The organism is Phocaeicola sartorii JCM 17136 = DSM 21941 (assembly GCF_054653615.1).
In genome coordinates this window covers 473,002-487,513 of record NZ_BAAIFW010000006.1, presented here as the reverse complement: position 1 = coordinate 487,513, position 14,512 = coordinate 473,002, and the positions used below count along the sequence as shown (strand labels likewise).

The window sequence follows — 14,512 nt, the reverse complement described above, 5'->3', positions numbered from 1 at the left end:
AAGAAGAGATATGAAAAGACTCTATTGGTATTTTAAACGGAAGGCGGAGGCAGGAACAAACTCCGCCCTTTATCGCACATTGTTGTTCTGGGGACTGGGACTTACTTCTACGATGTGGTTTTTGGTTCGTGTCATTCCCAAGCCTTCGCGGGCGGCTTATCCCTGTATGCAGACCGCCGCTCCGCTGATGTCTGCTTTTGTGCTTTACCTGCTATCGTTGGCAGGATTGTTTACTGGCTTCCGCCAGTTGTTTGCCGGCTTGCGCTGTCGGAAATACGCATGGGCTCTCGCGGGCCTGTTGCTGGCAGTGGTTTGCGGCGCAACGCTTATGGTCGAGAACAGTGCGGAATTGGTGGCGCAGACCGTTCGCGGCAAGCAGGAACCGCGCATGGCATGGGGAAAGAACAATCCGGTGGGCACGGCACGTGGCATTCATCCCGGACGTGTGTCGTGGGCGTATGCACCCGGTGCCGCTACTTGGGACAAACAGGAAGGTCGCTGGTACGAAGACCGCTGGAACAATCAGGAAGCAACCGACTGGATGGTAAGTACGGTGCTGCTTTCCCTTACCGGTGAGGCAGACGAACAGGCAGCCTGGAACTCGCTTTTCCGTTATTTCAACGTGCAGCATGGCAAAGGCAAGAAAGGCTATGCGGCAGGAGAGAAAATAGCCATAAAGGTGAACATGAACAACACGTTTGAGTATGCCGACAACGAGCAGCTCAATGCCTCGCCCCATGTCACTCTGTCCTTATTGCGCAGCTTGGTGCGTCAGGGTGGTGTACCTCAGCAGTGCATTACGGTTTTTGATGCCAGCCGTTTCATGACCGATGCGTTGTTTAACAAATGCCATGCCGAGTTTCCTGATGTGGTTTACATGGACAATGAAGGTACGCACGGACGTACCAAGGCGGCTTATGTTTCCGAAGCCATTCCTTATTCGGCAGACAATGGTCGCTTGGCACGCGGGCTGGCACAGTGTGCCGTCAAGGCGGATTATCTCATCAACATGGCATTGCTGAAAGGACATGGCGGACAGGGGGTGACACTTTGTGCCAAGAACTGGTACGGAGTGACGGACATAGACCGTAATTTTCGCAAGAACCAGCATAACAATTTCAATCAGGACCGTGGCGGCAAGCCGCGTTACATGACTTTCACCGACTATATGGGGCACAAGGATCTGGGCGCTAAAACCATGTTGTTCCTGATAGACGGTCTGTATGGTTCGAAGGATGTGAATGGCGCGCCCTCCGGCAAGTGGAAAATGGAACCTTTCAACAACGCTTGGCCTTGCTCATTGTTTGCTTCGCAGGATGGAGTGGCCATTGATGCAGTGGGTGTGGATTTCCTTTCTTCGGAGTTCCCTGCTATGGCAGATGTGGACTATTGTGATATGTATCTGGTGGAGGCGGCATTAGCAGACCAACCGCTGTCAGGCACGTTTTATGATCCGGAACGTGACGGCACAGGTTTAAAGAGTCTGGGCGTGTTAGAACATTGGAACAATGCTGCGGACAAACAGTATAGTCGTAACCTGGGCAAACCGGAAGGCATCGAACTGGTGTTTTGTCAGCGGTGATCTAGTTTTTGATGGTACTTTCTAAAAGACTTATCGTGCTTCCTAAAGGGGATGTAAGCATACACTAATAAGTGTGTAACGCTGCATCTTCCTTTGGATAATATTGCGGCAGCCTTTCCTTACATAATTCTCCTTTTGCTTTTCTTATAATTGTCTTCTATACAGATGTATGTTCTATAAAATTTTTTGTAGAATAATGGATGGGTTTTCATTGGAAAAGCGGTGAAAATCGTATAGCCGGTTTGGAAAGAGGGGAATAAAGGATTTTTTGCTTCATTCTCATCTCTATGTATTCTTCGCTTCGTCTTTTTATGCCGCGGCATGGCGTGTCTGCTGTTTCTTGAGTAAGGCCGCCTTTTGTCGTGAAAGGATGCCGCATAACTGCTGCAAGAGGAGCATTTCTCTCTTTTGAAACGATACTATAAATATTGGGCATAATCTTATAAATTCTTTTCTTGTTACAGGACTACCTTTGGACTAGTGAAATATAATGTAAAATCTGATAATATGGAAAAGATTAAGAAATGGTTTTTTAAGACTTGTCCCAAAAGCGGACGCATCGTGGGAGTCAATCAAAAGAATGTGATGTTGAAGATATTTTTCCCGCTGTTCGGACTGGCGGCGTTGGTATGGTTTCTGATACGTGTGATACCGAAACCCAATCGTATAGATTATCCTTGCCAACAAGTGGCGGCGCCGATTGCTTTCTCGTTTCTTGCTTTTATAGGTAGTACCTTAACAGGATTTACGACTTGGAAAAAGTTTCGCGCTTTATGGCATTCGCATCGTTTCTGCATGGGGATGGGAGTGTTGTTGACGGGAATCTTGCTTACGGGTTCCCTGTATGTCATGTCGGTAGATAATATGGTATTAGGGCAGGTTATCCGGAAACAGATAGACAATGATACAGACATGGGAGAGTTTATCCCCATTGACAAGCCTAACACTCCCATGGGGACAGCGAGAGGAATTCATCCGGGACGTGTGGCGTGGGCGCACGATGCCAAGGCGGCTGCTTGGGACGGCAAACACGGATTATATTCGGATGCCGACAACAACAGCCAGACTCGTGTGGAAGATATGCTGGAAGGAGTGATTCTGGCATTGACCAATCAGAGTGCTATAGGTGATGCTTGGGATGAACTGTTTCGTACGTTTAATCAGCGGAAAGGAAAAGGAACCGTGGGTTACCAAAAGGGTGAGAAGATTGCTATTAAGATTAACTTGAATGACAATGGTGGCTCGAACATCATTGATGCTACTCCGCAGTCGGTTTGTTCTTTGCTGTATCAGTTGGTAGAAGTGGTAGGTGTTCCTCAAAATTGCATCACGGTGTATGATGCGCAGCGTCGGGGCATTTCAGCCGTTTACACGTATGTGGAGTCGCTTTATCCCGATGTGGTTTATCAGAACTGGGGTGGTTTTGTGCCCAATGTGATTCATTATTCCAGCGAGATTACCGATGAGGGAGCTATGAGTTTGGCACGTGCTGCATACGAGGCGGACTATATGATAAACATGGCGTTGTTGAAGCGTCACTCCGAACCGACCAAAAGGTGGCGTGACAGTGCCGGACAGACTGGTATCACAGCAACGGGAAAGAATCAGTTTGGTTCGGTGGGCAAAGTACCTCCTTTGCATTACTCCATTCGTGACTGGTCTTCTTTCCGCGGCATGGGCACCTATAATTGCATTGTCGATTTAATGGCACACGAGCGTATTGGCGGAAACACGTTGGTTTATATTGTGGATGGTATGTATGTCAACCCGAAACATAATGGCAAGGCGTTTCGTTTCAAGCGTGCTCCATTCAATAACGGTTGGACTTCCAGTTTTTTTGCGTCCAATGATCAGGTAGCTATTGAATCGGTTGTGCTCGACTTTATTTATTCGGAACTTCCGTTACCCGCTAATTCGGATAATTTTTTGCACGAGGCTGCCAATATCGGTAATCCTCCTTCGGGCATTCTTTACAAAGGGCGTGACCAGCAAAGTCTGGGTGTACACGAGCATTGGAACAATCCGGACGACCGTCTGTATAGTCGTAACCTAGGAACGGGAGAAGGCATCGAGTTGTATCGTGTTCCGTTGAAAGCAAACCGCGCGGCTATTGAAACATTCTATGCCGACCGCAGTGTGGTGGTAGGAAAAGGAGAAGTCGTATTGTATTGGAATACATCCAATGGTCAGAAAGTGTTGTTGAACGGTAAGGAAGTGGCAGGCAAAGGAAATTTGATTGTTGCTGTAAAGCGGACATCCAGTTTTGAATTGTTGGTGGAAGATGCTGATGGCAAAGTGGTCAAGCAACGATTGGTGGTGAGAAACATGGATGAAGTGAAGGACTGTCCAGTACGCGATGCAAAGCTGGAAGGAACTTTCCTGATTAACGATCAAGGCCAGTTGGCACTCTCGGGTGAAAGAAGTAAGGAACGTAATGTGGCTACTTGGAACATTCAGGTTCCAAAGAAAGGAAAGTATTACTTGGGTGCCACTTATACCGGAACGGACCCAGCTCCCGCTTTTGTTTATCTGAATGGGGAGAAGGTGACGGAAAACTTTGGGTTCTTGGTTACGGTGGGTAATCAGCCACGCGATTATTATTTCCCTATCGAACTGGAAAAGGGAACCAGTACCCTTCAGTTTGAGATACAGGGAAGACGTGGCAACCGCATTCATCGGTTGTTTATAGTAAAGGAAAGAAATTAATCTGTAAAATAGAAGAATCGTATGAAACGTTTTTTTAGCTGTTTTTATAAATGATAAAAAGGAGGTTGTATATGAGGTTATATAAAATAGGTTTTATGTTGTGGCTTTGTGTCAGTGCAGTGAATGCGCTGGCGCAGATAGCCACATTGAAAAGTCCGGACGAAAAAATTGCGTTTCAGTGGTGGATGACAGAAGGAAGATTGTATTTTGAAGTAACCAAAGCCGGTGTTCCGGTCATTGAAAAGTCGCCTTTGGTGTTTTCCATAGATGGCAAGGTATTGACTGCTGATTGCACAGTGTTTGCTTCGCAATCCTATGAAGTGAATGAAACGTATGCGGTGCGTGGTGTTCATGCACAAGCAGTCAATCAGGCCAATGGCTTGAAGATGAAAATGAAAAGCAATTCAGGCAAAGACTTTACAGTGGAGGCTAGAGCCTATAATGACGGTATAGCATTTCGCCTTCTTTATTCCGGTAAGCCGGGGATGAAGCTGGTGCCCGATGAACAAACCACGTTTGTTCTTCCTGCCGGAAGCCGGATGTGGTATCATGATATGTATGCGCATTATGAAGGAATTCATCAACAAAAAGAAATAACCGAGGTCAAGGAAGGGGAGTGGGCGGCACCCCCGGTAACTGTTGAATTGCCAGAGTCGCAGGGATATGCCTGCATAACGGAGGCTGCCTTAAAGAATTATGCCGGTATGTCTTTGCAGGCAGACGGGCAGTGTGGACTGGTGACTCGCTTGGGACATGCCCAGCCTGCAGGTTATCCGTTTGCACACGATTATAGTCTGGAAGAAGCAGTACGTCTGTCGGTTCCGGCTGCCATAGAGGGCGATATCCTGACTCCTTGGCGAAGCATCATTATAGCCAACGATTTGAATGGATTGGTTAATACGGACCTGATAACCAACTTATCTCCGGCTCCTGATAAAAAGTTGTTTCCTCGCGGTGTGCATACCGATTGGGTGAAGCCGGGACGTTCGGTGTGGTGTTGGTTGGACGGTGGAGAACGGACGGTAGAAGGCATGAAGGAATTTTCCAGACTAGCCGGTGAACTTGGTTTTGAATACAATACGGTAGATGCTTTCTGGTATAAATGGACGGATGAGCAGATTAAGGATTTGGTGGATTATTCAGCCCGGTTTGGGGTGAAGATTTGGTTGTGGCGTCATGGACGCGATGTTCGCGACCCGCAAAAAAGAAAGGAACTGTTTGACCGTTGCCAAAGATTGGGAATCGCTGGATTGAAACTGGATGCTTTCTCGCATGAGTCGAAGGAGTTTGTGGATTTGTATCAAGCTTGTCTGAAAGAAGCGGCTGAGCACAAACTGATGCTGAACATACATGGAAGTAACAAACCGACTGGCGAACTGCGCACTTGGCCCAATGAGATGAGCCGTGAAGGAGTGCATGGACTGGAATATGGTAAACATCAGTTTGAGTGGACAGTCCACAACGTGACGCTTCCTTTTACTCGCTTTGTAGTGGGGGCGGGTGATTATACTCCAGTGATTTTTGGTGAGCGCAGGTTGGAGACCTCTTGGTGTCATCAGATTGCTACTGCATTGATATTTAATTCTTCAGTTATTTTCTTCGGAGCGCATCCGCAGTCCATTGGGGATAATCCGGCAGCCGATTTGTTCAAAACTATGCCTGCCGAATGGGATGAGACTATTGTATTGCCCGACAGTAAGATAGGCAAGGTGGCTGCCTTTGCCCGTCGTAAAGGAGAAACTTGGTACCTGGCTGTGCTGAACGGCAAAGAAGAGCGGACACTTCAATTCCCGCTTTCGTTCTTGGGCGAGGGCTGGTATGAAGGAACAGTCTATAAGGATCGTCCGGGTGACGGGGCTTCTATCAAGAAAGAACGTGTCTTTTGTCGGAGAACTGATTCACTCACTGGAATGATGCGTAGTGGCGGGGGATATATAGTTAGATTTACCTTAAAGAATAAATGAATATGAAAAAACTATGGATGGAGTTTGTGGCACGGTGGCCTTGTTCTTGTCGGCTTGCGGACAGAAAACTGCCGTATGAGAAGCTGTTTTTCCTGATGGCAATGTACGTTTTGTGACAGAAGTGGTCGCTGCGGGAGGGGAACATACGGAGTCGCAATATAAAATAATGTATAAGGATTCGTGTCGTCAAAACCGGATGGCATGAGGAAGTGAAACGAAGTGTTAAATTCAGTGGCACTATAAAATATTTTGTGTAAATGGGAAACATTTTATAGTACCAAGTAACGAAGTGGCAACCGTGTTTCTTTCTATGCTTAGCTGTGATTTGTTATCAACATCACTTCCTTGATGCAAAAGTAGCCATAGAAACTGGAAACATATCAAGGAGTAAACTCATTAGAAGGAGATTTATACTCCACTGTTTTTGCTCCACCTTTTGGAACACCGGCAACCGTAATATTCTACCGCTTTTTGCGTTCCGCCGGAAAACAAAAAATCCCAATTTCGTTTGGAAATCAGGATTTTACTGCTTGTTGCTTTTCTTAAAAAGTGGTGCCACCAGGAATCGAACCTTTTGCTTCGGTTTATTCTAACCCCTTGAGTGACTGTACACTTATTACTTTATCTTTTATGAAAGCCACTGAATTAGCATCACACTAAATTCATCGCTTTTCTTTATCAATTCAACATTCATTATCTCTTTGACGTTGCAAAGATAAATAAAAGGTTCGATTGCTACAAGCTTTTATTAAATTTTTCAAAGGAACAATGCAAAATCTGTTGTATATAAGATATATGAGGCAGATTTTTTTTGTTTATTCAAATCAAAAGACACTTTATTGAAGCTATTAGAAAATATAAAACGAGGTTATTTGTACATCGTTTTAGAACTTGATTTAGGTATAATCAAATATTTTTTGTCAATAAGAATATTGATATGTTTTGTTTTGACACTAATGTCGATAATTGTTCCATTCGTCCCTGTTCTTATCCTCGATGTAACATCAAAATCATAACTGTACCATAAAAAATATAGAATGAAGTTGCATATTTATTGTGTGAAGTATTTATAAAACCAAAAATATTCACATAATAAGGACCAGTATATAGGATGTTTAATGCGGTTTACGATATTAAGTGGAATACCACTGTCTATCATAATATTTTTTCGTAAAGGTTCATCACTAATAGCAGCCTTTACTTGCTCTACATTGTATATACTGCTTGCAGCTATATGATACCAGGTTTGTCGAATGATTCTTAAACGCTCATGCTCCAATGCTAAGTCCTCAATAGTATTGGATAATTCAATCTGACGCTGGGAGGACTTGACTATTTTCGATATGCCAATAGTTCCATTTTTATTGTATATAATTAAATCGTTTATATTAGGAATGAAAAATAATGGGACAATTAATTTATTTCCTCTGTGCTCATTACAGCATAAATGCATTTTAGAAGGATATAATTTATTGTCCTTGTCTTCATCAATGAAAAGACTACCATCGCATGACAATACTAGGTTTTCATAAGCGCAAAAATGAGGATATAGTGGGCCGCTGTGCCATTTTCGTCTTGTACCGTTTAGATGTTTATAAATGACATTTCGTTTAAAATTCTTGTTGAATCGTTTGTAGTAATCAATTTTCTTAAAATCTATCTTGTTTTGTTTGGTCACAGAACTATGAGGCATCACATGTTCCAAGGAAGTGTGTTGATTTACTTCTAGATGCCTCATACAATAACAGCAGAATCCATGTTGTTCCCAGTAAAGCAATCTCTCCATTTTGTGATTTCTCTTAAATGAAGCATAAGTGCAATTTACATATAGCCCATCTTGTTCGTTCCACGCTTCACGTAGAAAGCGATTTACAATTTGATGACCTTTACGTCGCTTTCCTTTATTATGCTTATCAATCCAAAACATATATCTAAATAATGTGAAGTTATTCTTCCTTCCATTTATTGATTAATTGTAACGCTTTTTTTTCTCCCAGCATTTTTTCTAGTTCTTTGCGTCTCATGTTGAATAGTTGTGTATTTTCCATTTGTATAGCTCTTTTTATTGCCATTTGTAAAAATTCCACTTCCTCGTTTCTAGGAATACCTCCCATCCAATCCAGTAATACATCATCGTAATCAATGCCAAAAAGGTCTGGCAATTCATGCGGTTGCTTCTCTCCAGCCACAAGTCTGAATATTTTATTTTGTTTCTCGTCCGGTGACAAGTTGCTTACTATTAATGGCGAGTGGGAAGTCATTATGAATTGTAATTTCGGGAATGTCTGTGTAAACCGCTTTACAATTTCTGTTTCTAACGAAGGGTGTAAGTGCAAATCAATTTCGTCTATCATAACTAGACCTGTAGGTTCTACATCTATTCGTCTATTTAACAAATAAGCCCGATATGCCAGATCTAAGACAATGGAATATAATCGTTTATACCCAGCGGGAAGTCTGTCAAATTTGATTTCCTGTTCTGATTTTAAACGAAGCCACAATTCTGGTTTTTGTTCTTCATCAAATAAATAGAAAAGACGATCTATCTCAAAAGCAGTATCACATATATCACTATTAAGTACTAGAGAAAACTGTGTCAATTTTTTAGTGACAAATGCAACTTCATTACGTGTGAATGTGTCAGTATCATCATCTAGCTGTTTTAGTTTAGCCATTGAATTTAATAGTCGTCGTTGCCATATTTCTACACACGCTGTTTCATTATCCCATTGGTAATAACCAAAGTTGCGTAATGTTTTTCCATTTGCAGCCATCTGTTGCTTGGCAAAGGAGGATATATTTGTGAGTGTATGCGGGAAAGAGTCTGAAAAATATGCAAGTAATGGCAATTCATCGTATTTTCTGTACAGTTGCATCAGATGTTGATAAGCAGGTTTATAGCGTGATGGATTCAGTGAAGACCCGCTAGTTGAACGGCGATACATATCCCATTCTATATTTTCTCCTTGAAAAGTTATTTGTCCATGAAAATTAGCATCAGCAGTTACATCCTCTGAATCTTTTCTTCTATGAAATTCATCATATTTGATAGATTTCATTTTTAAATCAGGATTTCCTGCCGACAAGAAGTCATCCCCCATTGAACGGTCATTCGTAAACATAAAATAAAGCGAGTAAACCATAGCTCTAATGAGTGTGGTCTTTCCAGCACCATTGCGTCCGATAATAATGGACACACCTGGTGCAAACTGTATATCGAAATGGTCGAAACACAAAAAATTGTCTATAGAGAGTTTTTGATACAACATAAAATTTCATGTTTTTGGAGTACTATTGCAAATATAAGGATAAAAAATTAGAAAACAAAGGATTCAACAATGTAATCTTTGTGAGGTGATAACCATCAGAGAATCAGGTTTAAGTGTTTATGTTTCGGATTTCATTAAACTCCTTCAATATAGCTTTACGTATCATTATCAAAATATTGATGTCGGTTTACTTGGTTTCTGATATTCATTTATATAAATTTGCATATTGAATAACTGATAACTTAATATTATCATCTATGCCCAATTTGTTAGAACACAGATTTGCAATTAAGCGTATTACAAAAACATCGAATGAAGATTATATTTCTGCATTGAAAATCTGTAATGAAACGACTCCTCCTAATAACAAATACGAATGAAATAACATAACATATTGGCTTGAACAAAACAGGCTCTAAGATTTTGTAAGCCGCTATCATAGACTATGCTAAAAGCGGCTTTGAAAATGATACTTTTTTACTTTACGCAACGAAGAATATGTTCTTAAAGTCTGATTTTTTCTGTACTAGTCAGACTTGTATCCTGTGTATCACAATGATGTGGAATTCTCACTATGTTTTTTTCTATATTCCGAAGGGGATATGTTTGTGCTTTTTATGAAAGCCCTGCGAAAAGCACTGATAGAATTGAACCCCGAACGTTCTGCGATCTCATTGATGCTTGTTTGAGGTTCCGTTTCAAGCAGGCGTTTGCTCTCCTCAATCCTGAACCGGTTTACATAATCAGAGAAGGAAACTCCCTGCACCTTGTTGAACAACTGGGAGAGATAAGTTCTGCTGATTGGAAATTTTCTCTGTAAGTCGGATAAACGTAAATCACCCCGCAGATACGGCTTTTCAGATTCGAACCATCGGTTTATATCCTCCAGACAGTTTGTTTTTTGAGAGATACAGTCCTCGTACCTATTCTCATCCACTCCCTCGTCTGGATGTTGCCAACCCGCCTTGAAGGATATCTTCCATGGGATTTCTTTCAGGAACAAGGCCTTGTAAAAAAGATAATACCATAAGACAAGGATAAAGACCTTATTGATCACATACAGGAGCGTGTCATTCGTGAACAGCAGTACCAGGTAGGATATGTATAGGGCTGACAAAGTGAACATGGTCCTTTGCAGCCACTGCAAATCATAGTCGTACGGATCGGATACGTTTTCTTTAATGAACTGCGAATACTCCCTGTTGTAACGTGCCGTAAGATAAGCCGGTATACCCATATAGAATATATTGCACGCCAATAGCATGAGCCGTAAGAAGATGTCGGTATCCGAAAACAGAAACAAATCGTACAGGTTGTAATACGTTTGCGTCTGAGGTGAACATATGTAATGGCATCCGAAAAGCAGTGAGCAGACAATAGCCGGGGAAATGAAAAGGCAAAACCGTCTGAAGGTAAGATATCCGGGCCGTAGAACCTCAATGACATAGCATGTCGTGGTCGCCATCACGATACTTCCCGTGATGAGAATCATCGGTTGAAAAAGAGTCTTGGCGCAATCCAAAAAAGGGTTGAAAGACAGCCGGAGGATTATCAGCACTCCCCAGAACAACATGCTTGCCCCTAGAATGAATTTGGCCTTGCTCCTGCGTGGATGTGCGAGGAGGGTTATTCCACCAAACACACACAGGCTTAAGATCATCAGACTCAGTATTAACTGGATATATATCAACATATACTTATATGACAGTTTCGACTATTACCGGTAAGATTCCAACAGTCACATATCGCTTTTAAATCCGTGTTTTTTCATGGGCGAAATACAACCGACTGTCTCCTCTGGTTCCGACGTGCCATGATTGCGAACTATATACGATACAAAGATAGTGAGAATGGATGAGAATTCAATAAAAAAAGTAAAATTAAAACAGGCTCCGGGAATAAGAGGAGCGTGATATTTTTCCCATGACCTGTCGGGGGTGGGCAAAAGGCGGAAATCGGAAGGTACGGGATGAATTGCGCTGTTTGTCATTCCCTCCAAAGTGACTTATTTTCCGGAAACCTCTCACAACCATGGGAACTGTTTGCCAAAGGATGCGTCATATTTTGAACGGTATCAAATTGCACATTTCAATTTATGAATCGTGCAATCTGGTACCGTGAAAAGTACGGATCCCATAATCCCCTGTAATATTTTTGAAATACAACCGGAAACAGGAATCCGTTCCCGTACTACTACAGGATGAATTATCGTTTTTTTCTTCTGCGCCAAGGTGTCTGTCAGAAAAAAGACCAACGCTGCCGGCCAAAGGAACAATAAGGTCTTTATATCACCTATAATTACTAAGGCTGACTAATATATGACAAGCCTTTATTCTCTGACCGCACGAATGACAACTCCCTCTCCGCTGTAGCCCGAATGACGAGGATTCAGAGAACCGCTTGATTTTTTTGGAAAAGAGAGAACTCCTCCTAATGCTTCAGTGGCCGCACTGGCCAACCAACGAGTTTGAAGTGGTTTGGTGTTTTCGACTTTACCATTATTTAGTCTACGCCCTAGAACCGGGAAAAAAACGGTTTCCTCTTTTCTTGAATTGCAATAAAAATACCAACCGTGTAAAGCTGAATCCCAAAAGCCCTTTATATTCGAGCCGGCTTTACCTCCAGCGACGAAGCCGGTAAATGTCATCCTGTTGGGCAAATGAAAACCAACGGGGGTAGGATCATAGATAGTTTTTACAAGACGGCTGTCCTGATCGACATTTGCAGAGCAACTGGCATCCCACAGATTATAAAAGACATTGGTCATATACATATTCTTGTTCATCACTGCGGGATTTTGAATGCCGTCAGTGATACATCCCTTGCCCGTTTGAAAAGCGGACACTTTAGGAGCAAGACTGGAGGCTTTTCCCTCCGCGTCATACCACGTTTTATTGGTAACGCTTCCCTTTCCGACTGACGGTGGAAAAGGATCTTTACGTCCCCATTGATAGTAAGGCGCGTTTCCGTTCAGGATCTCCTCATGCCTTTTTTGGGAGATCATGATGATTTTTGTCTCACCGGCTTCTCCCTGTGTGAATTTTACTTTCACGTTCCGTGCCTCGTAAATTATGTTTCCACCATCACACCATCCTAAATCGACAGGCATTAACTCATATTTTGTTCCCTGGTAGTTGGTGATTTCCTTGGTCCCGGTCATATCCCTGTCAGTTACCCAGATGTGCCAGGACCATAGGACTGTCCCTCCGGCGTCCTTTACGGCTATCACTGCGTTGCCTTGCTGGATTGTCGTCTTGTTTACACTAAAAGAGACGTAGGCGGATTCTCCGCTGCCCTCCAATTCCACGTCAGCCAGCAGGTCCATCGCGTCCTGCCAGACAAGTTCGGCGCTTTTCGCCTCGCACCCAGTATTGTTGTTGATATAGGGATCGGTTATATCACCTCGATGATTCAGGAAGTTGCCCAACATCCTGTTATTCAACTTATTCGAACGATAAGCCGGTTCATTGGGTTTCCCTTCTTTGATGGCGTTGCCATATACCAGTGGGAGAGAGTATACACCCGGCGCACCGACAATGTAGCAGTTTGCGGTATTCTCCACATCCCTATCCCCGTTGCTGTTCGACAGGTTGTATGGCCGTCCGGCGGTTCCCCTGCTCGGGGCGTCTTGCAAGTTCCGGATATGCGCGTTGTCCCTCACAGTCTGGGGGCTGATTGTCTGGGAGCAAACGGATACGCTGTAGGAGGTTGCGGTGATACCGCCGTCACCCTCCGCCGTAAAGGTTGCCAGCCATTCGGGTTTTGTCGGCATCCAAGTTATCCCTCCGTCCGTGGAATATACCGCATTCCATGGAACGGGTTCCCTGACCCCGCTTGCGTTTTCCCTATAGCTGGAGACACTGTAGTTTTGGCTGCCGCCATAATATTCCATGTCTTTCGGGGCTGTAACATCCAGAATGTATCTCCAGTTGATGGAACTGGTGGAGATTCTGTAAGTGACGGTCTTGCCTTTCGGCCATACGCTATTCTTGATACTGGCTTTCAATGTACGGTCTATTTTTCCGTCATTGAAAACTATTTCGACCGCCGCACTGTCGGGAAGTGTCTGTGGAATCATCATGAAGGTCTGCGGCTCGAAGGTGATAGTATCCCCTTCCGTTCCGTTAGTCTGCCGGTCAAGTGTTTGGGAGAAGGAGGCCGTCCCTCCTGTATCGCTCCATTCTCCGGTCTCCATGTTATAAACGCCACCCGAACAGACATTTCTCAAAACCACGCTTTTTACCGTTCCGGGCTGCATGTCACTGCCGCAGACGAATTTGACGGCGGTAAGGGCATGTTGGAATGTGAGGTTTACGACGGAGTTGGAGTTTCCGTCCAGCTCCCCCGTACCCGCGACAAGCAGATCCTCCTGTTCCGCGACATCGGCAGGTATGGTGCAGGCTATGGTGGGGGCACCGGCGACCTGCCCTGACAACCGGTAGGCCGCATTTCCTCTCGGGGCATACGCAAAGAACCTTGTCTTGTACGTTTCTCCGGGCCAATAATAATCGGAGGAGGGAGCCCAGGAGTCCCCGGATCTGGTTACGGGGATGTCATACATAAAATTGGGGTGACAATTTTCATTCCATGGGCCGGTATAGGCATAGGCGGATACGCCGAAGGTGGCGTACATGTTGTCCCCCTTTATGGGGGTGCCACGGGTAACGGACGTGCCATCACCGCCCGCTTGCGCCGGGACGGGAACGATGCCGTCCGTGTAAGATGTATGCAGGAAAATACCATTCCCGTCATCGGTCGTCAAAGGGACGGTGGTTCCGGGGAAGGTGTCCACAGCCCCACGGGACACGGAGAGGCACGAATACCGAACGCTCGGGTTGAACGAGACGCGGGAGGAACGGGAAGGATGTTCCAGTTCATCGGAACAGGAGAGCACGCACAGACAGACGCAGACCGGCAAACAAAATCCTGCTTTCCAAAGGATGTCATATATAAACGAGAAATGTCTCATGGTAAAATGGTATTGTTTTAAT

General features: G+C 44.0%; 7 protein-coding genes. 3 read left to right on the top strand and 4 right to left on the bottom strand.

Features of this window, described 5'->3' with window-relative positions; genetic code table 11:
• Nucleotides 1–10: 10 nt before the first annotated feature.
• The 3 genes from ACYQ0C_RS19080 to ACYQ0C_RS19070 all read left to right on the top strand — a co-directional run bounded on the left by ACYQ0C_RS19080 (nt 11) and on the right by ACYQ0C_RS19070 (nt 6,252).
• Nucleotides 11–1,582, top strand: coding sequence for a DUF362 domain-containing protein (locus ACYQ0C_RS19080; RefSeq protein ID WP_016277429.1), 1,572 nt, complete (start codon nt 11–13; stop codon nt 1,580–1,582).
• A 507-nt stretch (nt 1,583–2,089) separates the two neighbouring features.
• Nucleotides 2,090–4,288, top strand: coding sequence for a DUF362 domain-containing protein (locus ACYQ0C_RS19075; protein WP_016277430.1), 2,199 nt, complete (start codon nt 2,090–2,092; stop codon nt 4,286–4,288).
• A gap of 71 nt (nt 4,289–4,359) precedes the next feature.
• Entirely contained in the window at nt 4,360–6,252 is a 1,893-nt protein-coding gene (locus ACYQ0C_RS19070) for a glycoside hydrolase family 97 protein (RefSeq protein WP_025017576.1), read from the top strand.
• A gap of 1,051 nt (nt 6,253–7,303) precedes the next feature.
• Here ACYQ0C_RS19070 and ACYQ0C_RS19065 read toward each other — a convergent pair.
• The 4 genes from ACYQ0C_RS19065 to ACYQ0C_RS19050 all read right to left on the bottom strand — a co-directional run bounded on the left by ACYQ0C_RS19065 (nt 7,304) and on the right by ACYQ0C_RS19050 (nt 14,490).
• On the bottom strand, nt 7,304–8,179 hold the full coding sequence (locus ACYQ0C_RS19065; RefSeq protein WP_016277432.1) for a hypothetical protein: 876 nt from the start codon (nt 8,177–8,179) through the stop codon (nt 7,304–7,306).
• Between the two features lie 19 nt (nt 8,180–8,198).
• Nucleotides 8,199–9,521 (bottom strand): AAA family ATPase, encoded by a 1,323-nt coding sequence (locus tag ACYQ0C_RS19060; RefSeq protein ID WP_016277433.1) that lies wholly within the window; start codon nt 9,519–9,521, stop codon nt 8,199–8,201.
• 550 nt (nt 9,522–10,071) lie between these two features.
• Nucleotides 10,072–11,214 (bottom strand): helix-turn-helix domain-containing protein, encoded by a 1,143-nt coding sequence (locus ACYQ0C_RS19055; RefSeq protein WP_025076981.1) that lies wholly within the window; start codon nt 11,212–11,214, stop codon nt 10,072–10,074.
• A gap of 636 nt (nt 11,215–11,850) precedes the next feature.
• The gene (locus ACYQ0C_RS19050; protein ID WP_016277437.1) at nt 11,851–14,490 is read right to left on the bottom strand and encodes a fimbrillin family protein; all 2,640 of its coding nucleotides are present in this window, start codon (nt 14,488–14,490) and stop codon (nt 11,851–11,853) included.
• Nucleotides 14,491–14,512: the final 22 nt, after the last annotated feature.

Excerpts from the sequence above, each read along its gene's own strand:
- ACYQ0C_RS19050 (WP_016277437.1), bottom strand. The coding sequence starts at position 14,490 with ATGAGACATTTCTCGTTTATATATGACATCCTTTGGAAAGCAGGATTT.
- ACYQ0C_RS19055 (WP_025076981.1), bottom strand. The coding sequence starts at position 11,214 with ATGTTGATATATATCCAGTTAATACTGAGTCTGATGATCTTAAGCCTG.
- ACYQ0C_RS19075 (WP_016277430.1), top strand. The coding sequence starts at position 2,090 with ATGGAAAAGATTAAGAAATGGTTTTTTAAGACTTGTCCCAAAAGCGGA.
- ACYQ0C_RS19070 (WP_025017576.1), top strand. The coding sequence starts at position 4,360 with ATGAGGTTATATAAAATAGGTTTTATGTTGTGGCTTTGTGTCAGTGCA.
- ACYQ0C_RS19065 (WP_016277432.1), bottom strand. The coding sequence starts at position 8,179 with ATGTTTTGGATTGATAAGCATAATAAAGGAAAGCGACGTAAAGGTCAT.
- ACYQ0C_RS19060 (WP_016277433.1), bottom strand. The coding sequence starts at position 9,521 with ATGTTGTATCAAAAACTCTCTATAGACAATTTTTTGTGTTTCGACCAT.
- ACYQ0C_RS19080 (WP_016277429.1), top strand. The coding sequence starts at position 11 with ATGAAAAGACTCTATTGGTATTTTAAACGGAAGGCGGAGGCAGGAACA.